Consider the following 21,885-nt stretch of genomic DNA (forward strand, 5'->3'; position numbering starts at 1 on the left):
ATGGTGTTGTCCGCCGCCGAGCGCGGGCGGCGGCTCTGGGCGCTCGGCGCGCTGGTGCGGCGCGAGGCCGAGACGCTGGCGCGCCTCGAATCCGCGCAATCCGGCAAGCCGCTGCGCGATGCCCGCGCCGAGGCCGCGCGCGTGGCCGAAATGGCCGAATACTGGGCCGGCTGGTGCGACAAGATCGAAGGCCGCACCGTTCCCGTGCCCTCCGGCCATACCGTCATCATCCGCCGCGAGCCCTACGGCGTGGTGCTGGCCGTTACCCCCTGGAACGCGCCGCTCTTCACCGCGGGGTGGAACGTGTTTCCCGCGCTCGCGGCGGGCAATGCGGTGGTGCTGAAGCCATCGGAGTTCACGCCGCTGACCTCGGTCGCGCTCGGCCGCCTGTGCATCGAGGCCGGGCTTCCGCGCGGCCTGGTGCAGGTGGTCTGCGGGCCGGGGCAGGGGAGTGGCACGGCGCTGCTGGCCGCGCCCGCGGTGGCGCGCGTGACCTTCGTGGGCGGCCCGGCCTCCGGTGCCGCGGTGGCGGCGGCCTGCGCCGCGCGCACCATTCCCTGCGTGCTGGAACTGGGCGGCAAGTCGGCCAACATCGTGTTCGAGGACGCCGACTTCCCCGCCGCCGTGCAGGGCGCGCAGCAGGCGATCTTCGCCGGTGCGGGGCAATCCTGCGTGGCGGGGTCGCGGCTGCTGGTGCAGCGCCGGCTGCACGACCGCTTCGTCGCCGCCCTCGCAGAAGCGGCGTCGCGCATCCGCATGGGCGACCCGCTCGATGCCGCGACCGAGATGGGTCCGGTCGCGACGGCGCGGCAATTCGCCCATGTGCGCGCGCTGGTCGCCGCGGCGGAGGGCGCGCAGGTGATCGCCCCGGCGGTGCCTGACGCCCTGCCGACCGGCGGCTTCTGGGTGGCGCCGACGCTGCTCGCCGGGCTGCCGAACGACTCGCGCCCGGCGCAGGAGGAGATCTTCGGCCCCGTCGTCGCCGCCATCCCCTTCGAGGACGAGGCGGAGGCGATCGCGCTCGCCAACGCCACGCGCTTCGGCCTGGCGGGCGCGGTCTGGACGCGCGACCTGGGGCGCGCGCATCGCGTCGCCGCCGGCGTGCGCGCGGGCACCTTCTGGGTGAATGGCTACCGCACCATCCATGTCTCGGTGCCTTTCGGCGGCTTCGGCGCCTCGGGCTACGGGCGGTCCTCCGGGGCCGAGGTGCTGGCGGAGCTCACCCAGTCGAAGGCCGTCTGGATCGAGACGGCCGAGGCCCCTGCGCCCGGATTCGGGCACCGCCCGGCCGGGTATTGATGCGGGCGATCCTGCGGCCGCACCGCCTGCATCGGCGGCCGCTGGATCGCCTGCCTGCCGCCCGCTAAGGTCCGGCAGGCTTCACCCGAGCAAGAGAGACACCCCGCATGTTCCGACGCGACCTGCTGGCCGGTGCTGCGGCCGGCGCCACCGCCGCCGCGCTGCCGCGCTTCGCCATCGCCCAGCCGGCCGCGGCGCGCACGCTGCGCTACGTGCCGCACGCCAACCTGCCCAATATCGACCCCTTCACCAACACCGCCTTCGTCGCGCGCGACCATGCCTTCCTGGTCTATGACCAGCTCTACGGCATGGACGAGCAGTTCCGCCCGCAGCCGCAGATGGTGCAGGGCCATGTCGTCGAGAATGACGGCCTGCTCTGGCGCTTCACCCTGCGCGAGGGGCTGAAGTTCCACGACGGCACGCCGGTGCGCGGGCGCGACTGCGTCGCCTCGATCCGGCGCTGGGGCCGGCGCGACGCCTTCGGCCAGGAGCTGATGGCGCGCGTGGCCGACATGACCGAGGAGAGCGACCGCGTCTTCACGATCCGCCTGTCGCGCCCCTTCCCCAAGATGATCGAGGCCTTCTCCAAGGTCACGACATCCTGTCTGTTCATCATGCCCGAGCGACTGGGCAACGTGGACCCCTTCACCAACATCACCGAGGCGGTGGGCAGCGGGCCGTTCCGATTCGTGCAGAACGAGTGGGTGCCCGGCTCCTCGCTGGCCTATGTGCGCAACCCGGACTACGTGCCGGTGCCGAACGGCACGCCGTCGATGACGGCGGGGCCCAAGGTCGCGCATTTCGACCGGGTGGAATGGAAGATAATCCCCGATGCCTCGACCGCCGCGGCGGCGCTGCAATCGGGCGAGATCGACTGGTGGGAGCAGCCGACCGCCGACCTGTTCCCGCTGGTGGCGCGCAACCGCAATGTTGCCGTCGATGTCATCAACGGCACCGGGCTGATCGGAATCTTCCGCCCCAACCACCTGAGCGCGCCCTTCAACAACCCGGCCGTGCGCCGCGCGGTCATCACCGCCATCAGCCAGATCGACTTCATGACCGCGGTGATCGGCGACGCGACCGTGCAGGGCTATCCGACCCTGAAGCGCGAGGGGATCGGCTTCTTCGCGCCGGATTCGCCCTCCGCCTCGACGGTGGGGCTCGACCGGCTGCGCAAGTCGATCGACGCCGCGCGCGCCGAACTCCAGGCCGCCGGCGCGATGGGCGCGCGGATGGTGCTGCTGAACGCGACCGACCTCGCCTCGATCAACGCCGCCACGCTGGTGGGTGCGGACCTGTTCCGCCGCATGGGCTTCAACGTGGACCTGGTCAGCACCGACTGGGGCACGCTGGTGGCGCGCCGCGCGAGCAAGAATCCGCTCGACCAGGGCGGCTGGTCCGGCTTCTTCACCTTCTGGAGCGGCGTCGACCACTGGAACCCGGCGAGCCACGCCTCGATCCGCGGCCATGGCGACAATGCCTGGCCGGGCTGGCCGACCATCCCGGCCATGGAGGCGCAGCGCACCGCCTGGTTCGATGCGCCCGACGAGGCGGCAGCGAAGGCCGCGACGACCGAGATGCAGCGCATCGCCTTCGATGAGGTGCCCTACGTGCCGACCGGGATGTACTACCAGCCCACGGCGTACCGGCGGAACCTGACGGGCATGCTGAAGGGCCAGCCACCGCTGTTCTGGAACGTGCGCCGCGCCTGACGAGTCGTCACCGGAATGCGCCGCAGGGCGCGTTCCGGCGTGCGGCACCGGCCCGCTCCGCCACCCGGCCACCCAGTCCAGGTTACTGGCGTATGTGGCCGGGTGGGGGATCGGGGCGGTGCCGGTCCCAAACCAGGCGGCGCCCCTTGCGCGCCGCCGGGCGATCTGGTGGAGACTGCGCGCCATGCGCAGCCCAATCCTGCAGCGACGCCGCCTCCTCGCCGCCGCCGCCCTGACCCTCGCGAGCCCCGCTCTCGGCCAGGGCACCGCCGCCGCGTCGCGCGTGCTGAAGTTCATCCCGCAATCCGACCTCGCGGTGCTCGACCCGATCGTCACCACCGCCAACGCCACGCGGCACCACGGCTTCGCGGTGTGGGACACGCTCTATGGCTTCAACCAGGACTATCGGCCCGAGCCGCAGATGGCCGAGGGCCACGATGTCGCCAATGATGGCCGGCGCATCACCATCCGCCTGCGGGAGGGCCTGAAGTTCCACGACGGCGAGCCGGTGCGCGCCGCCGATTGCGTCGCCTCGATCCGGCGCTGGGCGGCGCGCGATCCGCTGGGCCAGGTGCTGCTCGCCCGCACCGAGGAAATCGCGGCACCCGACGATCGCACCATCCTGCTGCGCCTGTCGCGTCCCTTCCCGCAGGTCTTCACGGCCCTGGCCAAGCCCTCGGCGCCGGTCTGCTTCATCATGCCCGAGCGCCTCGCGGCCACTGACCCGGCGCGCCCGGTGGCCGAGCTCATCGGCTCCGGCCCCTTCCGCTTCGTCGAGCGCGTCCCTGGCAGCCGCGTGGTGTACGAACGCTTTGCCGATTACGTGCCGCGCCCCGAGGGCATCCCGACCTGGACCGCTGGGCCGAAGCGCGTGCATTTCGACCGTGTCGAATGGCATGTCATGCCCGATGCCGCGACCGCCGCGGCGGCGCTGCAGGCCGGCGAGGCCGATTGGTGGGAGAACCCGCTGGGCGACCTGCAGCCGAGCCTGCGGCGCAACCGCTCCATCGTCATGGAAGTGCCCGACCCGATCGGCTTCATCGGCATGGTGCGCTTCAACGCGCTGCACCCGCCCTTCGACCGGCCCGCCATCCGCCGGATCCTGCTGGGCGCGGTAGACCAGGATGCCTTCATGTCCGCCGTGGTGGGCGCGGACCGGTCGCTGTGGCGCGACGAGATCGGCACCTTCCCGCCGGGCACGCCGCTCGCGAATGATGCGGGGATGGACGTGCTGACCTCGGCGCGCGACCCCGACCGGGTGAAGCGCGAATTGTCGGAGGCGGGCTATGCCGGGGAGAAGGTGGTGCTGCTCGCCGCCAATGATTTCCCCACCTTGTCCGCACTCGCCAATGTCGGCGCCGAGACGCTGAGGCGCGTGGGCATGGATGTCGAGGTCGTCTCGGGCGAATGGGCGGCGCTGATGCAGCGCCGCGCGCGGCGCGACGCGCCCGATCGCGGCGGCTGGAGCATGTTCTTCACCTTCTGGACCGGGCTCGACATGATGAACCCCGGGGTGAACCAGGCGCTGCGCGGCACCGGGGATCGCGCCTGGTTCGGCTGGCCGACCATGCCCCGCATGGAGGAACTGCGCGACCAGTGGTTCGATGCGCCGAACCTGGAGGCGGAGCAGCGCCTCGCGCGCGAGATCCAGGCCGAGGCGCTGCGCGAGGCGCCCTACCTGCCGCTCGGCCAGTACTTCCAGGCCACCGCCTATCGCCGTGGCCTGTCGGGGATGCTCAAGGGCCTGCCGGTGTTCTGGAACATCCAGCGGGGTTGAGTTCCTTTTTTGCCCTCGGGCGCCGGGCGCCGGCACCGGCGGGCTTGGCTTACGCGCCGTGTCCCGGTGCGCCTTGCGCCGCTGATGGTCCGGGCGCGGTCGCGCTGTGTGCTCCCGGATCGTGCATGCTTACGATCCGCAAGCTGAGGCCCGGCGGGCGCTTGCATCCGGCTTGCCGTTCGCGGCGCCGGCTGGTCTGATGCGGCGGACAAGGCTCGGGAGACTGACATGAACCGTCGTGACCTGCTGAAGGCCTCCGCCGCTGCGGGGGCCGCCGCGGCATTGCCGCGCACCGCGACCGCGCAGCCCGCGCCGGCCCGCGTGCTGAAGATGGTGCCGCAGGCGAACCTCACGAGCCTCGACCCGATCTGGACCACGGCGAACATCACCCGCAACCACGGGCACATGATCTACGACAGCCTCTATGGGCTGGACGCGAACTTCGCCCCGCAGCCGCAGATGGCCGAGGGCCATGTCCTGGAGGATGGCGGCAAGGTCGTCACCATCACGCTGCGCCCGGGGCTGAAGTTCCACGACGGCGAGCCGGTGCGCGCGCAGGACGTGGTGCCCTCCATCACCCGCTGGATGAAGCGCAACCCCTTCGGCCAGAAGCTCGAGACCGTGGTCGACGCGGTCGAAGTGGTGGACGACCGGCGCCTGCGCTTCAAGCTGAAGCGGCCCTTCCCGCTGCTGTTCAAGGCGCTGGGCCAGGTCTCCAACAGCCCCGCCTTCATCATGCCCGAGCGCCTGGCGCGCACCGACCCCTTCCAGCAGGTGCGCGAGGCAATCGGCTCCGGCCCCTTCAAGTTCAAGGCCGATGAATACAATTCCGGCTCCCTCGTGGTGTACGAGCGCTTCGCCGACTACGTGCCGAGCCCCGTGGGCACGCCGAGCCTGACCGCCGGGCCCAAGGTCGCGCATTTCGACCGCGTCGAGTGGAACATCATCGTCGATGCCGCCACCGCCGCCGCGGCGCTGCAGACCGGCGAGATCGACTGGTACGAGCAGCCCCCGCCCGAGATCCAGCAACTGCTGCGCCGCAACCGTACCATCGCGATCGAGGCGATCGACCCGCTGCCGCTCACCGGCATCCTGCGCTTCAACCACCTGCACGCGCCGTTCAACGACAAGCGCATGCGCCAGGCGATCCTGCCTGCGGTGAACCAGGAAGACTTCATGCAGGCGGTGGTCGGCACCGATGCGTCGCTCTACCGCACCGGCGTGGGGCTGTTCACGCCTGGCACGCCGCTCGCGAACGATGCGGCGCTTGGCGCGCTGGCGGGCCCACGCAGCGTGGACCGCGCGAAGGCGCTGATGCGCGAGGCCGGCTACACCAACCAGCCCATGCGCCTGATCGGGCCGACCGACATCCTGGCCCCCTCCGCCATGACGCAGGTGGGGGCGGACCTGGTGCGCCGGCTCGGCTTCAACGCCGACATCGTGCTGACCGACTGGGGCACGACGGTGCAGCGGCGGACCTCGCGCGAGCCGGTGGAGCGCGGCGGCTGGTCCATGCTGTTCACGTCGTTCTCCTCGGTCGATTTCGTCGACCCGGCGGCGCATTTCCCGCTGCGCGGCAATGGCACCAATGCCTGGTTCGGCTGGCCGAGCATCCCGCGGCTCGAGGAACTGCGCGACGCCTGGTTCGAAGCGCCCGACCTGCCGACCGAGCAGCGCCTGGCACGCGAGATGCAAACCGTCGCGATGGATGAGTTGCCCTACGTGCCGGTCGGCTCCTACCTGTCGATGACGGCGATCAAGCGCAACCTGACGGGCCGCGTGCCCGGGCTTGCGCTGTTCTGGAACCTTCGGCGCACGTGAGCGGGAGAGGTAGCATGGAACGCAGGACTTTCCTCGGCGCTGGCGCGGGCATTGCCGCCGCCGGCGTCTCGGCCCCCGCGCTGTCACAGGGGGCTGCGGCGCGCACCATCCGCGTGATTCCGCAGGCGAACCTGACCAGCCTCGATCCCGTCTGGACCACGGCGGTGGTCACCCGCAACAACGCCTTCCTGATCTACGACCAGATCTGCGCGACCGACGCGGCGGGCAATGTGAAGCCGCAGATGGCGTCGGGATGGGACGTCAGCCAGGACCAGCTCACCTGGACCTTCACGCTGCGCCCGGGGCTGGTGTTCCACGACGGCGAGCGCGTGCTGGCGAAGGATTGCGTCGCCTCGATCGAGCGCTGGCGCCGGCGCGATCCCTTCATGCAGGTGCTCAGCGCCAACGTCGCCGCGGTGGAGGCGGTGGACGACAACCGCTTCCGCTTCCGCCTGCATCGCCCCACGCCGCTGCTGCTGATGGCGCTCGGCCAGACGCAGTTCCCCTGCTTCGTTATGCCCGAGCGCATCGCGCGCACGGATGCCTTCACGCAGATCCGCGACACCATCGGCTCCGGCCCCTTCCGCTTCCTGGCCGATGAATGGAACCCGGGCCAGCGCGCCGCCTGGGCGAAGAACGAGCGCTACGTGCCGCGCGACGAGCCGGTCGATGGCCTGGCCGGCGGGCGCGTGCCGCGCATCGACCGCGTGGAATGGACGATCATCACCGACCCTGCCACCAGCGCGAATGCCATCGCGCAGGGCGAGCAGGACTACTGGGAGTACCCGCTGCACGACCTGCTGCCGATGCTCCGGCGCAACCGCAACGTGGTGGTCGAGCAGCGGCTGACGGAGGGCACCTACGGCATCGCCCGCTTCAACACGCTGCAGCCGCCCTTCAACAACCCCGCCATCCGCCGCGCGGTGGCGATGGCGGTGGACCAGCGCGACTACCTGCGCGCGGTCGCCGGCGACGACCCGGCCGGCTGGGGGGCCTGCGAGGGCGTCTTTACCTGCGACACGCCGCTCGCGAACGAGGTCGGCTCCGACCTGCTGAAGGTGCGCAACATCGAGCGCGCCCGCGCGGCACTCCGCGAGGCCGGCTACAATGGCGAGAAGGTGGTGCTGATCGCGCCGGGCGACTATCCGCAGATCAACGCGCTGTCGATGATGACCGCCGACATCATCCGCCGTCTGGGCATGAACCTTGAACTGATTGCGGCCGACTGGGGCACGCTGGTGCAGCGGCGCACCAGCAAGGAACCGGTGGAACGTGGCGGCTGGAGCATCATCCATACCACCTCCTTGGGCGGGTCGCTCGCGCTGCCGGTCTTCCACCTGTTCCTGCGCGCCAATGGCGACCAGGCCTGGTTCGGCTGGCCCAACGTGCCCGAGGTCGAGCGCCTGCGCGCCGAATGGGTGGAGAAGGGCGGCGACCCGGCGGAAGGCCGGCGGATCGCCGAGGCGCTCAACCGCGAGGCGATGCAGGCCATGTACTACATCCCGCTCGGCTACTACTGGCAGCCCTCGGCCTGGCGGCGCAACGTCACCGGCGCCTTCCGCGCGCCGGCGACGGTGTTCTGGAACATGGGAAAAAGCTGAGGGCGACCCGCCCGGCGTGGCACGGCGTGTGCTGCGTCGGTGCGGGCGCGTCTGCGCTGGCACGGCCACCGGCGGTTTCGCCGGCAGGGGGTGCTGGCCGCTCGCTTATGTTTGATGCAATGTGACCGCGAACCGGGCAGGCAAGGCTCCGCCCGTTCGAGACAGGGAGACGGTGATGGATCGCAGGACCTTCCTCAAGGCGACTGCCGGTGTTGCGGCGGTCGGCGGCACAGCGGGGGTGTCGGCCCCGGCGCTGTCGCAGGGCGCCAATGCGCGCACGCTGCGCTTCGTGCCGCAGGCGAACCTCGCGAACTTCGACCCGATCTGGGGCACGCAGTACGTGGTGCGCAACGCCGCCGTGCTGGTGTGGGACACGCTCTACGGCTTCGACGACAAGCTGCAGCCGCAGCGCCAGATGGTCGAGGGCGAGGAGATCTCGTCCGACGGCAAGACCTGGACCTTCAAGCTGCGCGAGGGCCTGCGCTTCCACGACGGCGAGCCGGTGCGCGCGCGCGACGTGGTCGCCTCCATCACCCGCTGGATGCCGCGCGACCCGATGGGCCAGCTGCTGCGCGCCATCAACGTGGAACTGAGCGCGGTCGACGACCGCACCTTCCGCTGGGTGCTGTCCGCGCCCTTCCCCAAGATGGCGATGGCGCTGGGCAAGAACGCCACGCCCATGTGCTTCATCATGCCCGAGCGCATCGCGCGCACCGACAGCTTCACGCAGATCAGCGAATATGTCGGCTCCGGCCCGATGCGCTTCGTGCGCGACGAATGGGTGCCCGGTGCGAAGGCGGTGTTCCAGAAGTTCGACCAGTACGTGCCGCGCAACGAGCCGGCGTCCTGGCTGGCCGGCGGCAAGCGCATGATGGTCGACCGCGTCGAATGGGTGGTGATGCCCGACCCGGCCACCGCCTCGGCCGCGCTGCAGAACGGCGAGATCGACTGGTGGGAGAACCCGATCACCGACCTGGTGCCGGTGCTGCGCCGCAACCGCAACATCATGGTCGACATCGCCGACCCGCTGGGCAACATCGGTTCCTTCCGCATGAACCACCTGCACCCGCCCTTCAACAACGTGAAGGTGCGCCAGGCGGTGATGACCGCGCTCAGCCAGGACGACTACATGGGTGCGGTGGTCGGCAACGATCCGGCGCTGCGCAAGACGCTGGGCGGCTTCTTCACGCCGGACACGCCGCTCTACACCGAGGAGGGCGGCGAGATGCTGAAGATGGCCAACCTCGAGCGCGGCCGCCAGTTGCTGCGCGAATCCGGCTACAACAACGAGCCGGTGATCTGCGTGGTGGCGCAGGACCAGCCGATCACGAAGGCGCAGGGCGACGTCACCGCCGACCTGCTGAAGCGCCTCGGCATGAACGTGGATTTCGTCGCGACCGACTGGGGCACCGTCGGCCAGCGCCGCGCCATGAAGAACCCGCCGAACCAGGGCGGCTGGAGCATGTTCCACACCTGGCACGCGGGTGCGGACGCCATCAACCCGGTGGTCTACAACGCGGTGCGCGCGAACGGGGATGGCGCCTGGTTCGGCTGGCCGAACGTTCCGGCGGTCGAGGCCGAGGTGCCGAACTGGCTCGCCGCGACCAACCTCGCCGAGGAGCGTGCGGCGATCGGCCGGCTCAACCGTGCCGCCGTCGAGAATGTGGTCTATTGCCCGACCGGCTTCTTCCTTGGCTACCAGGCCTGGCGGCGCAATGTCTCGGGCATCGTGAAGGGGCCGATCCCCTTCGCCTGGGGCGTGTCCAAGTCCTGAAGCACTGACAGGTAACCCGCGATCATGTTCGCCTATATCGTCCGACGCGTGCTCGCCACCATCCCCGTGATGGCGGTCGTTGCGCTGTTCGTCTTCAGCCTTCTCTACATCGCGCCGGGCGACCCGGCGGCGGTGATCGCGGGTGACCAGGCCACCCCGGAGGATGTCGAGCGCATCCGCGCCAGCCTCGGCCTCGATCGCCCCTATTTGGTGCGGTTCGGGGCCTGGGTCTTCGACATCCTGCGCGGCGACCTAGGCGTGTCGATCTTCACCAACCTGCCGGTGTCGCTGATGATTAAGCAGCGGCTGGAGCCGACCCTGTCGCTGATGGTGGTCACCCTCATCCTCGCGGTGTCGATCGCGGTGCCGATGGGCGTGATCGCGGCGGCGCGCGTTGGCACCTTTGTCGACAAGTTCGTCATGGGCTTCGCGGTGCTGGGCTTCTCGGTGCCGGTCTTCGTGGTCGGCTATCTGCTCGCCTATGTCTTCGCGCTCGAACTCGAATGGCTGCCGGTGCAGGGCTACACGGCCTTCAGCCAGGGCTTCGTGCCGTGGATCGAGAACCTGATCCTGCCGGCCATCGCGCTGGGGTCGGTCTATATCGCGCTGATCGCGCGCATCACCCGGGCCTCCATGCTGGAAGTGCTGCAGCAGGACTACATCCGTACCGCGCGGGCCAAGGGGGCGGGGCTGCGTTCGATCCTGTTCCTGCATGCGCTCAAGAACGCGGCAGTCCCGATCGTCACCGTCATCGGCATCGGCATCGCGCTGCTGATCGGCGGCGCGGTGGTGACCGAGAGCGTCTTCGCCATCCCGGGCCTGGGACGGCTCACCGTCGATGCCATCCTGCGGCGCGACTACCCGGTCATCCAGGGCGTGGTGCTGCTGTTCTCCTTCACCTACGTGCTGGTCAACCTGTTCATCGACATCCTCTACACCCTGTTCGATCCGAGGATCCGCTACTGATGGCCTCCGCATCCGTCATCGACCCGCAGGGCATCACCGCGGCGAATGTCGCCGTGGCCGCGCCGATGGGCGACATCATGCCGCCGGTGAAGGCGCGCCGCGGCTTCTGGGGCTTCCTCTACCGCAACCCCTCCATTGCGATCGGCGGCACCATCGTGCTGCTGATGGTGCTGATGGCGATCTTCGCGCCGCTGCTGACCTATGCGGACCCGACGGCGCTCGCCCCCGCGCGGCGCACGCGCGAACCCTCCGCGATGTACTGGTTCGGCACCGACATGCTGGGGCGCGACGTCTATTCGCGCGTGATCTACGGCGCGCGGGTGTCGCTGATCGTGGGCTTCTCGGTCGCCGTGCTCGCCTCGGTGATCGGGCTGACCATCGGCCTCGTTTCGGGCTTCGTGCGCTGGGCGGACAGCCTCGTCATGCGCGTGATGGACGGCATGATGTCGATCCCGCCGATCCTGCTCGCGATCGCGCTGATGGCGCTCACGCGCGGGTCGGTTCAGAACGTGATCATCGCCATCACCATAGCCGAGGTGCCGCGCGTCTCGCGCCTGGTGCGCGGCGTGGTGCTGTCGCTGCGCGAACAGCCCTATGTCGATGCCGCGGTGGCGGCGGGCACGCGCACGCCGGTGATCATCTGGCGGCACATCCTGCCCAACACCATCGCGCCCATGACGGTGCAGGCGACCTTCATCTGCGCGTCCGCGATGATCGTCGAATCCATCCTGTCCTTCATCGGTGCGGGCACGCCGCCCATCATCCCCTCCTGGGGGAACATCATGGCCGAGGGCCGGGCGCTGTGGCAGGTGAAGCCCTACATCGTGTTCTTCCCCGCCCTGTTCCTGTCGGTGACCGTGTTGGCGGTGAACCTGCTCGGCGACGGGCTGCGCGACACGCTCGACCCGCGCATGGCCAAGAGGATCTGACCGCCATGGCGTTGCTCGAAGTCGAGAACCTGCAGACGCACTTCCGTTCGCCCGACGGCATCAACCGCGCGGTGGATGGGGTGAACTTCCACGTCAATGCCGGCGAGACCGTCGCGATCGTGGGCGAATCCGGCTGCGGGAAGTCCGTCACCGCCATGTCGATCCTGCGGCTGATCCCCGAGCCGCCGGGCAAGATCGCGGGCGCCATCCGTTTCAACGGCCGTGACCTGCTGAAGCTGTCTGACCGCGAGATGCGCGACATCCGCGGCAACGAGATCAGCATGATCTTCCAGGAGCCGATGACCTCGCTGAACCCGGTGCTCACCGTGGGCCGGCAGATCGGCGAGACGCTGCGCCTGCACCAGGGCCTCTCGGCCCAGGCCGCCGAGGCACGGGCGGTCGAGATGCTGAAGCTGGTCGGCATCCCCGAACCCCAGCGGCGGGTGCGCGAATACCCGCACCAGCTCTCGGGCGGCATGCGCCAGCGCGTGATGATCGCGATCGCGCTCGCCTGCAATCCGAAGCTGCTGATCGCCGACGAACCCACAACTGCGCTCGATGTCACCATCCAGGCCCAGATCCTGGACCTGATGCGCGATCTCAAGCGCACGGTGGGGGCGGCCATCGTCATCATCACGCATGACCTCGGCGTGGTGGCGGAAGTGGCCGAGCGCGTCATCGTCATGTACGCCGGGCGCAAGGTCGAGGAAGCGGCCGTCGGGCCGCTGTTCCGCAGCCCGCGCCACCCCTACACGCAGGGGCTGCTCGGTTCGATGCCCAAGCTTGGCTCCTCGCTGACCGGCACCGAGACGCGGCTGCAGGAGATCCCGGGCCTGGTGCCGAGCCTGAAACGGAAGCTCGATGGCTGCGTCTTCGCCTCGCGCTGCCCGCATGCGACCGATCTCTGCACCAAGGTCGCCCCCGCCCTGGAAGAGAAGGCGCCTGGCCACATCGCGGCCTGCCACTACGCCATCAAGGACGCCGTTGCCGCATGAGCACCCCGATCCTCGAGGTCAACGACCTCAAGAAGCACTTCCCGATCCGCGGCGGCTTCTTCGGCGGCGTCACCGGCCAGGTCTATGCGGTGGACGGCGTGTCCTTCTCCATCGCGAAGGGTGAGACACTGTCGCTGGTGGGCGAATCCGGCTGCGGCAAGTCCACCGTCGGCAAGGCGATCCTGCAGCTGTTCCCGATCACCGCGGGCCAGGTCATCCTGGACGGCAAGCGCATCGACGACATGGCGCCGGGCACGCTGCGCCCGATGCGCCGGCGCATGCAGGTGGTCTTCCAGGACCCCTTCAGCAGCCTCAATCCGCGCATGCGCGTGCGCGACATCCTGGCCGAGCCGATCCGCAACTTCGGCTTGGCCAAGGACTCCGCGGACATCGACCGCAAGGTGGGCGAACTGATGGACCGCGTGCGCCTGCCGCGCGACGCGGTGAACCGCTGGCCGCACGAATTCTCGGGCGGGCAGCGCCAGCGCATCTGCATCGCCCGCGCGCTGGCTGCCGACCCGGACCTGATCATCTGCGACGAGGCGGTCTCCGCGCTCGACGTCTCGGTCAAGGCGCAGATCGTGAACCTGCTGCAGGACCTGCAGAAGGAACTGGGCCTGGCGATGCTGTTCATCAGCCACGACCTCGCGATCGTCGAGCACATGACCCACCGCGTGGCCGTGATGTACCTCGGCAAGATCGTGGAGGTCGCGCCGAAGCGCGAGCTTTTCGCCGCGCCGAAGCACCCCTACACGGAGGCGCTGCTCTCCGCCGTGCCGGTCCCCGAGCCCGGCGCACAGCGCGAGCGCATCATCCTGACCGGCGACGTTCCCTCGCCGATCAAGCCGCCCAAGGGTTGCCGCTTCCACACGCGCTGCCCCTATGCCTTCGACCGCTGCAAGCAGGACGAACCCCAGCTGCGCCAGACCGAGCCCGGCCACTGGGCGGCCTGCCACCTACATGACCGCCCGGCGGCGGAAAATCCTCTGGCCGGGGCGCGCGGTGCGGCCGTGATCGCCCACCACTGACCGGCGCAAGGCCAGTGGCGACCGCCGGGCAGGATGGCGGGGAGGGGGACGGCGCGCCGCCATCGGATGCGCGCGCGGCGACGGACCGGTCCGGGATGCGCGGGCCGGTCGGCTTCTTCGCCGTGCTGCTCTTCTGGCCGGCGCTGTTCCTCACGCTGCTGCCGCTGCCCCTCTATGCCGTGGGGGCCGTGCTGCGGCTGATCGGGGCGCCGTCCTCGCAAGCGGCGCAATGGGAACTCGGTGCAGGCTATGCGCTGATCCTGACGATGCTGGCGGCACCGGCGGCGGTCGTCCTTGGGGTCATCGCGCTCGCAACGAAGCCTGCCCCGCGCCGCCAAGGCCCACCCTCCCGCGACGCCGCTTGACGAAGCCCCGGCGGCAAGGCGAGGCTTGCGCACCGACGCCGCGGCGCCATCTGCCCGGCCATCAACCGCAGTTCTTGGGGAGACACACGATGCCGCAGGTCACGCTGACCGTGAACGGCCAGACCCACACGGCAGAGGTCGAGGGCCGTACGCTGCTCGTCGAGCTCCTGCGCGAGAAGCTGCGCCTGACCGGCACGCATGTCGGCTGCGACACCAGCCAATGCGGCGCCTGTGTGGTGCACATCAACGGCGAGAGCGTGAAGTCCTGCACCACCCTCGCCGTCATGGCGAATGGCGCCAGCGTCACGACGATCGAGGGCCTCGCCGCCGCCGACGGCACCCTGCACCCCATGCAGGAGGCCTTCCGCGAATACCACGCGCTGCAGTGCGGCTTCTGCACGCCGGGCATGGTCATGTCCGCCATCGACCTCGTGAACAAGCACCCCGAGGGCCTGACGGAACAGCAGATCCGCGAGGGCCTGGAAGGCAACCTCTGCCGCTGCACCGGCTACCACAACATCGTGCGCGCGATCGCCGCCGCGGCCGATGTGATGCACGGCAAGCGCAGCGAGATCGCGCGCGCGGCGGAGTAACGCCGCGCCCCCAAGGGCGCCACGCCTGGGTGGCGCGCCCCCGGGCGCGACGCGCCCCAAGAACCGTCCCGGCAAATCCCGGGCGAAAGAACAGTGGGAGCGAAGCAGATGAACGTGGTTGCACCCTTCGAAGGCATCGGCGCCAGCGTGCGCCGGAAGGAGGATTTCCGCTTCCTCCGGGGCCGCGGCGCCTATACCGACGACTTCAATCGCCAGGGCCAGCTGCATGCCTGGATCCTGCGCAGCCCGCATGCGCATGCGCGGCTGAAGTCGGTCGATACGGCCGCGGCGGCGGCCATGCCCGGCGTGGTCGCGGTCTTCACCGGCGCCGACATGGCCAAGGACGGCCTCGGCGGCCTGCCCTGCGGCTGGCAGATCCACAACAAGGACGGCTCGCCGATGGCCGAGCCGCCGCATCCGGTGCTCGCGGTGGACAAGGTGCGCCATGTCGGCGACCCGATCGCGGTTGCCGTCGCCGCCACGCGCGAACAGGCGCGCGATGCGGCCGAGGCCATCGTGGTCGACTACGACCTGCTGCCGGCGGCCGCCACCATGGAGGCCGCGCTGAAGCCCGGTGCCGCGGCGATCCATGACGGGGTTGCGGGGAACCTCTGCTACGACTGGCACATCGGCGACAAGGCGGTGCTGGACGCGGCCTTCGCCAAGGCGGCCAAGGTCGTCTCGCTCGACATCGTGAACAACCGCCTGATCCCGAACGCGATGGAACCCCGCGCGGCGCTGGGCGAATACGACCCGACCACCGGCGACTACACGCTGCACACCACCAGCCAGAACCCGCATGTGATCCGGCTGCTGATGGGTGCCAACGTGCTGCACATCCCCGAGAGCAAGCTGCGCGTGGTGGCCCCGGATGTCGGCGGCGGCTTCGGATCCAAGATCTACCATTATGCCGAGGAAGCCATCGTCACCTGGTCGGCCGGCAAGCTTGGCCGCCCGGTGAAGTGGACCGCCGACCGGTCAGAATCCTTCATGTCCGACGCGCATGGGCGCGACCATGTGTCGAACGCGCAGCTCGCACTCGATGCCGACGGCAAGATCCTCGGCCTCAAGGTGCACACCTACGCGAACATGGGCGCCTACCTGTCCACCTTCGCGCCCTGCGTGCCGACCTACCTGTATGCCACGCTGCTCGCGGGCACCTACACCACGCCGGTGATCTACTGCGAGGTGAAGGCGGTCTTCACCAACACGGTCCCGGTCGATGCCTATCGCGGCGCCGGCCGGCCGGAAGCGACCTTCCTGCTCGAACGCCTGATGGACGTGGCGGCCGCCGAGACCGGCATCGACCGCGTGGAGCTGCGCCGGCGCAACTTCATCCAGCCCGACCAGTTCCCCTACCAGACGCCGGTGGCGCTGCAGTACGACAGCGGCAACTACCAGGCGACGCTCGACCAGGCGCTGGTCACCGCCGACTGGGCCGGCTTCGAGGCCCGCCGCAAGGAAGCCGCCGGGCGCGGCAAGCTGCGCGGCATCGGCGTGTCGACCTACCTCGAAGCCTGCGGCATCGCGCCCTCGGCTGTGGTGGGCAGCCTCGGGGCGCGCGCGGGCCTCTACGAGGTGGGCACCATCCGGGTGCACCCGACCGGCTCGGTCACCGTGCTGACCGGCGCGCACAGCCACGGCCAGGGCCACGAGACCACCTTCGCCCAGCTGGTCGCCGACAAGCTCGGCGTGCCGGTGGCGCAGGTCGACATCGTGCATGGGGACACCGCCAAGGTGCCCTTCGGCATGGGCACCTATGGTTCGCGCTCGCTCGCCGTCGGCGGGTCCGCCATGATGAAAGCGATGGACAAGATCATCGCCAAGGGCAAGCGGATCGCCGCCCACCTGATGGAAGCCGATGTCGACGACATCGAGTTCGACCGCGGCACCTTCCGCGTCGCCGGCACCGACAAGACCAAGGCGCTGGTCGATATCAGCGTCGCCGCCTACGTGCCGCACAACTACCCGATCGAGGAACTGGAACCCGGCCTCGAGGAAACCGCCTTCTACGACCCCAAGAACTTCACCTATCCCGGCGGCTGCCACATCGCCGAGGTCGAGATCGACCCCGACACCGGCAAGGTCTCGATGGTGAACTTCACGGCCGTGGACGATGTGGGGCGCGTGATCAACCCGATGATCGTCGAGGGCCAGGTCCAGGGCGGCATCGCCCAGGGCATCGGCCAGGCGCTGCTCGAGACCTGCGTCTACGACAAGGACGGCCAGCTGCTCAGCGGGTCCATGATGGACTACACCATGCCCCGCGCGGACGACCTGGCACCGGTCTCGGTCGCCACGCACACCACCCTTTGCACGCACAACCCGCTCGGCGTGAAGGGCTGCGGGGAGGTGGGGGCGATCGGCTCGCCGCCGGCCGTCATCAACGCCGTGGTGGACGCGCTGCGCGATTACGGCGTGCGGACACTGGACATGCCCGCGACACCCTCCAAGATCTGGCAGATCATCAACAGCGGCCGCCGGCTGGCGGCGGAATAGTACCAACCGGCAGGGCCGGCCGCGTCGGGGCGCCACAACCCCGCCCGGCCCGCGACGCAAGGAGCGACGACGATGTATGATTTCGCCTACCACAAGCCGGGCTCCGTCGCGGATGCGGTGAAGCTGCTGGCCGATCCCGATGCCAAGGCCATCTCGGGCGGGCATACGCTGCTGCCCGCACTCAAGCACCGGCTCAACAAGCCCTCCGCCTTGGTGGACCTGTCCGGCATCGCTGAACTGAAGGGGATCAAGCGCGTCGGCAATGCCATCGTGATCGGCGCGCTCACCCGCCACGTCGAGGTCGCGACCAGCGCCGAGGTGAAGGCTGCCATCCCCGCGCTCGCCTACATGGCCTCCCATATCGGCGACGTGCAGGTGCGCAACCGCGGCACCATCGGCGGGTCGGTGTCGAACAACGACCCCGCGGCGGACTACCCGGCCGCCGTGCTGGGGCTCGGCGCGATCGTGCACACCAGCAGCCGCAAGATCGCGGCCGACGACTTCTTCCTCGGCATGTTCACCACGGCGCTGGAGCCGGGCGAGATCCTGACCGCGATCGAATTCCCCATCGTGGACAAGGCCGGCTACGCCAAGATGAAGAACCCGGCCAGCCGCTACGTCATGGCCGGCGTCTTCGTCTCGAAGGCCGGCGCTGCCGTGCGCGTCGCGGTGAACGGTGCGGGCCCCTGCGTGTTCCGCCAGTCGGCGATGGAAGCGGCACTCGCCGCCAACTGGTCGCCCGATGCGGTGGCCGGCATCAAGCAGGCGCCGGACGACCTCAACGCCGACATCCATGGCAGCGCCGAATACCGCGCGCACCTGGTCAGCGTGATGGCGAAGCGCGCGGTGATCGCCGCGGGCTGACCCGGCGCCGCAGCAGCTTGAAGGGCCGGGCACACCACGCCCGGCCCTTTTGCGTTCCAGGCCCGCGCGCGGCATGCTCCGCCCACCAGCCGGGAGTCGCGCGCCATGGAGATCGACAACCCCGAAGTCATTGCCGAGGCCCGCGCGGTCTTCGACCGCTACGAGGCCGCGATCGCCGGCAACGACACGGATGTGCTCGACGCCTCCTTCTGGCCGGACCCGCGCACGGTGCGCTTCGGCGTAACCGAGATCCTGTACGGCATCGACGCCATCCGCGCCTTCCGCGCAACCGTGAAGTCCTATGCCGCGCGCGTCACGCGCAAGGTGCACATCACCGCCTTCGGCCGCGACTTCGCCTGCACCCACCTGGAATACGAACGCGTGGGCACCGGCCTGATCGGCCGCGAGACCAAGATCATGGTGCGCCTGCCCGAGCACGGCTGGCGCGTCGTCTCCGCGCATGTCTCGCTGCTCGCGGGGCATGATCCGGGCCGTAGCCAGAAGGGCTGATCGCCATGGGCCAGACCGTCGAATGCTTCTACACGCTCTCGAGCCCCTGGATGTATTTCGCAGGGCCGCAGCTCACCGACATCGTGCGGCGGCACAACGCGACGCTCGTGCTGCGCCCCTATGATTTCCGCCTGGTCATCAAGCACACGGGCGGCATCCCGCTGCGCACCCGCCCGGAGCCGCGGCAGGACTACCACGCGCTCGAGCTCGACCGCTGGTCGCGCCATCTGAAGTTGCCGATCAAGCTGAAGCCGAAGCACTACCCGCCGACCGACCAGCGCCAGGCCGGGCGGATGGTCATGGCCGCGCAGGCGCGCGGGATGGACGCGCAGGCGCTCTCCCACGCCATCCTGCGCGCGCTCTGGGTCGAGGAACGCGACATCGCCGACCCGCGCGTGCGCATCGCCATCGCCGAGGAGGAGGGCCTGCCCGGCGAGGCCCTGCACCGCGAGGAGGAAAGCCAGTCGGTCATGGCCGAATGGGACCGCAACAACCAGGAGGCCGTGGCGCGCGGCGTCTTCGGCGCGCCGACCTTCTTCTGCGGTGACCTGTGGCTCTGGGGCCAGGACCGGCTGTTCTTCCTCGACCAGCATCTGTCGGGCGCGCAGGTGCAGTCCGGGCCGTCGAAGGTGATCGGCAAGACGCGCGCCTCATGAGCCGGCATGTCGCCATCATCGGCGCCGGGATCGTCGGCGCCTGCTCGGCGCTGGAGGCGCTGCGCGAAGGCCACTGCGTCACGCTGATCGACCCGGCCGACCCGGGCGGCGAACAGGCGGCGTCCTACGGCAATGGCTGCTGGCTCAGCCCCATGTCGGTCATCCCGCCGGCGGTGCCGGGGCTTTGGAAGAAGATCCCGAAATTCCTGGCCGACCCGCTGGGGCCGCTCGCGATCCGCTGGTCCTACCTGCCGCGCGTCGCCCCCTGGCTGATCCAGTATCTGCGCGCCGGCTGGACCTGGGAGAGGGTGGAGGAAGCCGCGCGCGCGCTGCGCCCGTTGGTGGTCGATGCGCCTGCGCTGCATGCGGCGCTCGCGCAGGAAGCGGGTGTGGGCCACCTGATCGAGCGGCGGGGGCTCATCTACATCTACCCCTCCCGCGCCGATTTCGCGGCGGAGGCCAAGGCCTGGGAGATCCGCCATAAGGTCGGCGTGCGGTGGCTCGAACTCGACGCCGACGAGCTGCGCCAGCGCGAACCCGCGCTCGACCGCCGCTACGGCTTCGGCGTCATGGTCGAGGAAGGCGGGCACTGCACCGACCCCGGCGCCTATGTCGCCGGGCTCGTGGCGCATGCGGTCGAGCAGGGGGCGAGGCTGCACCGCGCCGCCGCGAAGGGCCTGCGCATCGAGGGCGGTCGCCTGAAGGCCGTGCTGACCGACCAGGGCGAGGTCGCGGCCGATGCCGTCGTGATCGCCGCCGGCGCGCATGCGAAGCCGCTCGCCGCCGCCGCCGGTGACCGCGTGCCGCTCGAGACAGAGCGCGGCTACCACGCGCAACTCGAGGACCCCGAGGTCGCGCCCCGCCACGGGCTCATGCCCTCCGACGGCAAGATGTCGATCATGCGCACGGCGGGCGGGCTGCGCTGCGCGGGCCAGGTCGAGATCGCGGGGCTGGAGGCCGCGCCCAACTGGAAGCGCGCCGAGATCCTGCGTGACCACCTGCTCTCCTGCTTCCCCGGCCTGCCGCGGGACCTGCCGGCCAGCCGGGTGAAGGTGTGGATGGGCCACCGGCCGTCCATGCCGGACGGCAAGCCCTGCCTTGGCCCCTCCAGTGCCACGCCGGACGTGATCCATGCCTTCGGCCACGGCCATACTGGCCTCGTGGCGGGGGCGCGGACCGGGCGGGTGGTGGCGGCGCTGCTGGCGGGCCGGGCCCCGGAGATCCCGATCGCACCTTTCGACCCGCGCCGATTCGCCTGAGGCGCGAGAGCGGGTTTTTCGCTCGCTTTCCGTGATGCGCGGTGCCATCCTGACACGTAGCGGCCCTGCATCCCGCCGGGACGCTTCTAGTTTGTGGACCTGCAGGAACGTGTCGGAATTCGAAAATCAGGGTGGCGCCGGGCCGATCGAGGCCGAGGTGAAATGGTACAATGGCCGCAAGGGCTTCGGCTTCGTGCTCGGGCCCGACGGCACCGACGTCTTCTTCCATGCCTCGGCGCTGACCGAGGCCGGGATCGAGCCGCCGGACACCGGTGACAAGCTGGTCTGCGAGATCGGCACGGACCGCCAGGGCCGGCGTCTCGTGACCCGCATCGTCGAGCTGAAGCGTGGCGAGGGCGGTGGCGCCGGTGCGCGCCCGCCCCGGCGTGACTTCGGCGGCGGTGGCGGCTTCGGCGATCGGCCGCCGCGGCGCGACTTCGGTGGCGGCGGTGGCTTCGGCGACCGTCCCCCTCGGCGCGACTTCGGTGGCGGCGGTGGCTTCGGCGACCGTCCGCCCCGGCGCGACTTCGGTGGTGGCGGCGGTGGCGGCTTCGGTGACCGTCCACCGCGGCGCGACTTCGGTGGTGGCGGCTTCGGCGGTGGCGGCGGCGGCTTCGGGGATCGTCCCCCGCGCGCCTTCGGCGACCGTCCGCCGCGCCGCGACTTCGGTGGCCGGGACGAGGGCGGGCCGACCTACGACGTGAACGGCACGGTGAAGTGGTTCGACCAGGTCCGCGGCTTCGGCTTCGTGACGCCGGAGGATGGCGGCCAGGACGTGTTCCTGCATTCCTCGGTCCTGCAGCGCGCGGGCAAGCAGGATGTGCAGCAGGGCGAGAAGGTCTCGCTCGAGGTTCGCGATGGCCAGCGCGGCCGCCAGGCCGTGAACATGAAGGACTGATCCGAAAGGATCATTCCGGAGAACCCCGCGGTCGCAAGGCCGCGGGGTTTTTCTTTGCGTGGCGCGTGGGTTGCCTGCGCATCACGGCCGCCACGACGCCGAGCGGCCGCGGCCCAACATCGATGCAACCTGCGGATCGCGCGCCTGCGCGACCGCGCCCAGACCCTCAGCCGCACCTGGCGGGCCGGTGCATGGCGCGAAGGCAAGCCGCGCGGACGCGCGGCGCCCGCCGTCTGAGGGCAGATCGAAGCGCGGATCGCGGCCTTGCCGCGATCCGGGAGCGCAAAGCGCGACCGCGCCCAGGGCCTGGGGCGCGCTTGGCAGGCCGGGGCTTGGCAC

General features: G+C 70.1%; 19 protein-coding genes. 18 read left to right on the forward strand and 1 reads right to left on the reverse strand.

Features of this window, described 5'->3' with window-relative positions; translation table 11 throughout:
• From HW578_RS09435 to HW578_RS09520, 18 genes are all read left to right on the forward strand, one after another.
• Positions 1 to 1,299: aldehyde dehydrogenase family protein (locus HW578_RS09435; RefSeq protein ID WP_198370302.1), on the forward strand; the 1,299-nt coding region annotated here is incomplete at its 5' end.
• A 107-nt stretch (positions 1,300 to 1,406) separates the two neighbouring features.
• Positions 1,407 to 3,011: an ABC transporter substrate-binding protein gene (locus tag HW578_RS09440; protein ID WP_198370303.1), complete on the forward strand. Its 1,605-nt coding sequence runs from the start codon at positions 1,407 to 1,409 to the stop codon at positions 3,009 to 3,011.
• A gap of 199 nt (positions 3,012 to 3,210) precedes the next feature.
• Positions 3,211 to 4,788, forward strand: coding sequence for an ABC transporter substrate-binding protein (locus tag HW578_RS09445; protein ID WP_198370318.1), 1,578 nt, complete (start codon positions 3,211 to 3,213; stop codon positions 4,786 to 4,788).
• Positions 4,789 to 5,016: 228 nt separating this feature from the next.
• Positions 5,017 to 6,609: an ABC transporter substrate-binding protein gene (locus tag HW578_RS09450; protein ID WP_198370304.1), complete on the forward strand. Its 1,593-nt coding sequence runs from the start codon at positions 5,017 to 5,019 to the stop codon at positions 6,607 to 6,609.
• 14 nt (positions 6,610 to 6,623) lie between these two features.
• A complete protein-coding gene (locus tag HW578_RS09455; RefSeq protein WP_198370305.1) occupies positions 6,624 to 8,210 on the forward strand; it encodes an ABC transporter substrate-binding protein in 1,587 nt (528 codons plus the stop codon).
• 175 nt (positions 8,211 to 8,385) lie between these two features.
• Positions 8,386 to 9,984 carry an ABC transporter substrate-binding protein gene (locus HW578_RS09460; RefSeq protein ID WP_198370306.1) on the forward strand — a complete coding sequence of 533 codons (1,599 nt, stop codon included), beginning with the start codon at positions 8,386 to 8,388 and terminating at the stop codon, positions 9,982 to 9,984.
• Between the two features lie 24 nt (positions 9,985 to 10,008).
• Complete coding sequence (locus tag HW578_RS09465; RefSeq protein WP_198370307.1) at positions 10,009 to 10,950, forward strand: ABC transporter permease; 942 nt, start codon at positions 10,009 to 10,011, stop codon at positions 10,948 to 10,950.
• Positions 10,950 to 11,879, forward strand: a complete 930-nt coding sequence (locus HW578_RS09470; protein WP_232478826.1) for an ABC transporter permease — start codon at positions 10,950 to 10,952, stop codon at positions 11,877 to 11,879. Before HW578_RS09465 ends, HW578_RS09470 begins: the two co-directional genes overlap by 1 nt.
• A gap of 5 nt (positions 11,880 to 11,884) precedes the next feature.
• On the forward strand, positions 11,885 to 12,874 hold the full coding sequence (locus tag HW578_RS09475; protein ID WP_198370308.1) for an ABC transporter ATP-binding protein: 990 nt from the start codon (positions 11,885 to 11,887) through the stop codon (positions 12,872 to 12,874).
• Positions 12,871 to 13,902, forward strand: coding sequence for an ABC transporter ATP-binding protein (locus tag HW578_RS09480; protein ID WP_198370309.1), 1,032 nt, complete (start codon positions 12,871 to 12,873; stop codon positions 13,900 to 13,902). Before HW578_RS09475 ends, HW578_RS09480 begins: the two co-directional genes overlap by 4 nt.
• Before the next feature lie 95 nt (positions 13,903 to 13,997).
• Complete coding sequence (locus HW578_RS09485) at positions 13,998 to 14,267, forward strand: hypothetical protein (protein ID WP_198370310.1); 270 nt, start codon at positions 13,998 to 14,000, stop codon at positions 14,265 to 14,267.
• 89 nt (positions 14,268 to 14,356) lie between these two features.
• Positions 14,357 to 14,860, forward strand: coding sequence for a (2Fe-2S)-binding protein (locus tag HW578_RS09490; protein WP_198370311.1), 504 nt, complete (start codon positions 14,357 to 14,359; stop codon positions 14,858 to 14,860).
• A 108-nt stretch (positions 14,861 to 14,968) separates the two neighbouring features.
• A complete protein-coding gene (locus HW578_RS09495; protein ID WP_198370312.1) occupies positions 14,969 to 17,359 on the forward strand; it encodes a xanthine dehydrogenase family protein molybdopterin-binding subunit in 2,391 nt (796 codons plus the stop codon).
• A 72-nt stretch (positions 17,360 to 17,431) separates the two neighbouring features.
• Positions 17,432 to 18,223, forward strand: coding sequence for an FAD binding domain-containing protein (locus HW578_RS09500; RefSeq protein WP_198370313.1), 792 nt, complete (start codon positions 17,432 to 17,434; stop codon positions 18,221 to 18,223).
• Between the two features lie 105 nt (positions 18,224 to 18,328).
• Positions 18,329 to 18,733 carry an oxalurate catabolism protein HpxZ gene (gene hpxZ, locus HW578_RS09505; protein WP_198370314.1) on the forward strand — a complete coding sequence of 135 codons (405 nt, stop codon included), beginning with the start codon at positions 18,329 to 18,331 and terminating at the stop codon, positions 18,731 to 18,733.
• A gap of 5 nt (positions 18,734 to 18,738) precedes the next feature.
• Entirely contained in the window at positions 18,739 to 19,389 is a 651-nt protein-coding gene (locus tag HW578_RS09510; protein ID WP_198370315.1) for a 2-hydroxychromene-2-carboxylate isomerase, read from the forward strand.
• Positions 19,386 to 20,648, forward strand: coding sequence for an NAD(P)/FAD-dependent oxidoreductase (locus tag HW578_RS09515; RefSeq protein ID WP_198370316.1), 1,263 nt, complete (start codon positions 19,386 to 19,388; stop codon positions 20,646 to 20,648). The genes HW578_RS09510 and HW578_RS09515 overlap by 4 nt, the downstream gene beginning before the upstream one ends.
• Positions 20,649 to 20,757: 109 nt before the next feature.
• A complete protein-coding gene (locus HW578_RS09520; RefSeq protein ID WP_369407861.1) occupies positions 20,758 to 21,546 on the forward strand; it encodes a cold-shock protein in 789 nt (262 codons plus the stop codon).
• Positions 21,547 to 21,627: 81 nt separating this feature from the next.
• Here the strand turns inward: HW578_RS09520 and HW578_RS27775 are convergent.
• Positions 21,628 to 21,885, reverse strand: a 258-nt coding sequence (locus tag HW578_RS27775) for a hypothetical protein (RefSeq protein WP_232478827.1), incomplete at its 5' end; no start/stop codon positions are given.

It is taken from the genome of Roseomonas rosulenta (genome assembly GCF_016106005.1).
Classification (GTDB): Bacteria; Pseudomonadota; Alphaproteobacteria; order Acetobacterales; family Acetobacteraceae; genus Neoroseomonas; species Neoroseomonas rosulenta.

Excerpts from the sequence above, each read along its gene's own strand:
- HW578_RS09500 (WP_198370313.1), top strand. The coding sequence starts at position 17,432 with ATGTATGATTTCGCCTACCACAAGCCGGGCTCCGTCGCGGATGCGGTG.
- hpxZ (WP_198370314.1), top strand. The coding sequence starts at position 18,329 with ATGGAGATCGACAACCCCGAAGTCATTGCCGAGGCCCGCGCGGTCTTC.
- HW578_RS09480 (WP_198370309.1), top strand. The coding sequence starts at position 12,871 with ATGAGCACCCCGATCCTCGAGGTCAACGACCTCAAGAAGCACTTCCCG.
- HW578_RS09470 (WP_232478826.1), top strand. The coding sequence starts at position 10,950 with ATGGCCTCCGCATCCGTCATCGACCCGCAGGGCATCACCGCGGCGAAT.
- HW578_RS09440 (WP_198370303.1), top strand. The coding sequence starts at position 1,407 with ATGTTCCGACGCGACCTGCTGGCCGGTGCTGCGGCCGGCGCCACCGCC.
- HW578_RS09495 (WP_198370312.1), top strand. The coding sequence starts at position 14,969 with ATGAACGTGGTTGCACCCTTCGAAGGCATCGGCGCCAGCGTGCGCCGG.
- HW578_RS09465 (WP_198370307.1), top strand. The coding sequence starts at position 10,009 with ATGTTCGCCTATATCGTCCGACGCGTGCTCGCCACCATCCCCGTGATG.
- HW578_RS09455 (WP_198370305.1), top strand. The coding sequence starts at position 6,624 with ATGGAACGCAGGACTTTCCTCGGCGCTGGCGCGGGCATTGCCGCCGCC.
- HW578_RS09475 (WP_198370308.1), top strand. The coding sequence starts at position 11,885 with ATGGCGTTGCTCGAAGTCGAGAACCTGCAGACGCACTTCCGTTCGCCC.
- HW578_RS09460 (WP_198370306.1), top strand. The coding sequence starts at position 8,386 with ATGGATCGCAGGACCTTCCTCAAGGCGACTGCCGGTGTTGCGGCGGTC.
- HW578_RS09450 (WP_198370304.1), top strand. The coding sequence starts at position 5,017 with ATGAACCGTCGTGACCTGCTGAAGGCCTCCGCCGCTGCGGGGGCCGCC.
- HW578_RS09485 (WP_198370310.1), top strand. The coding sequence starts at position 13,998 with ATGCGCGGGCCGGTCGGCTTCTTCGCCGTGCTGCTCTTCTGGCCGGCG.
- HW578_RS09515 (WP_198370316.1), top strand. The coding sequence starts at position 19,386 with ATGAGCCGGCATGTCGCCATCATCGGCGCCGGGATCGTCGGCGCCTGC.
- HW578_RS09490 (WP_198370311.1), top strand. The coding sequence starts at position 14,357 with ATGCCGCAGGTCACGCTGACCGTGAACGGCCAGACCCACACGGCAGAG.
- HW578_RS09510 (WP_198370315.1), top strand. The coding sequence starts at position 18,739 with ATGGGCCAGACCGTCGAATGCTTCTACACGCTCTCGAGCCCCTGGATG.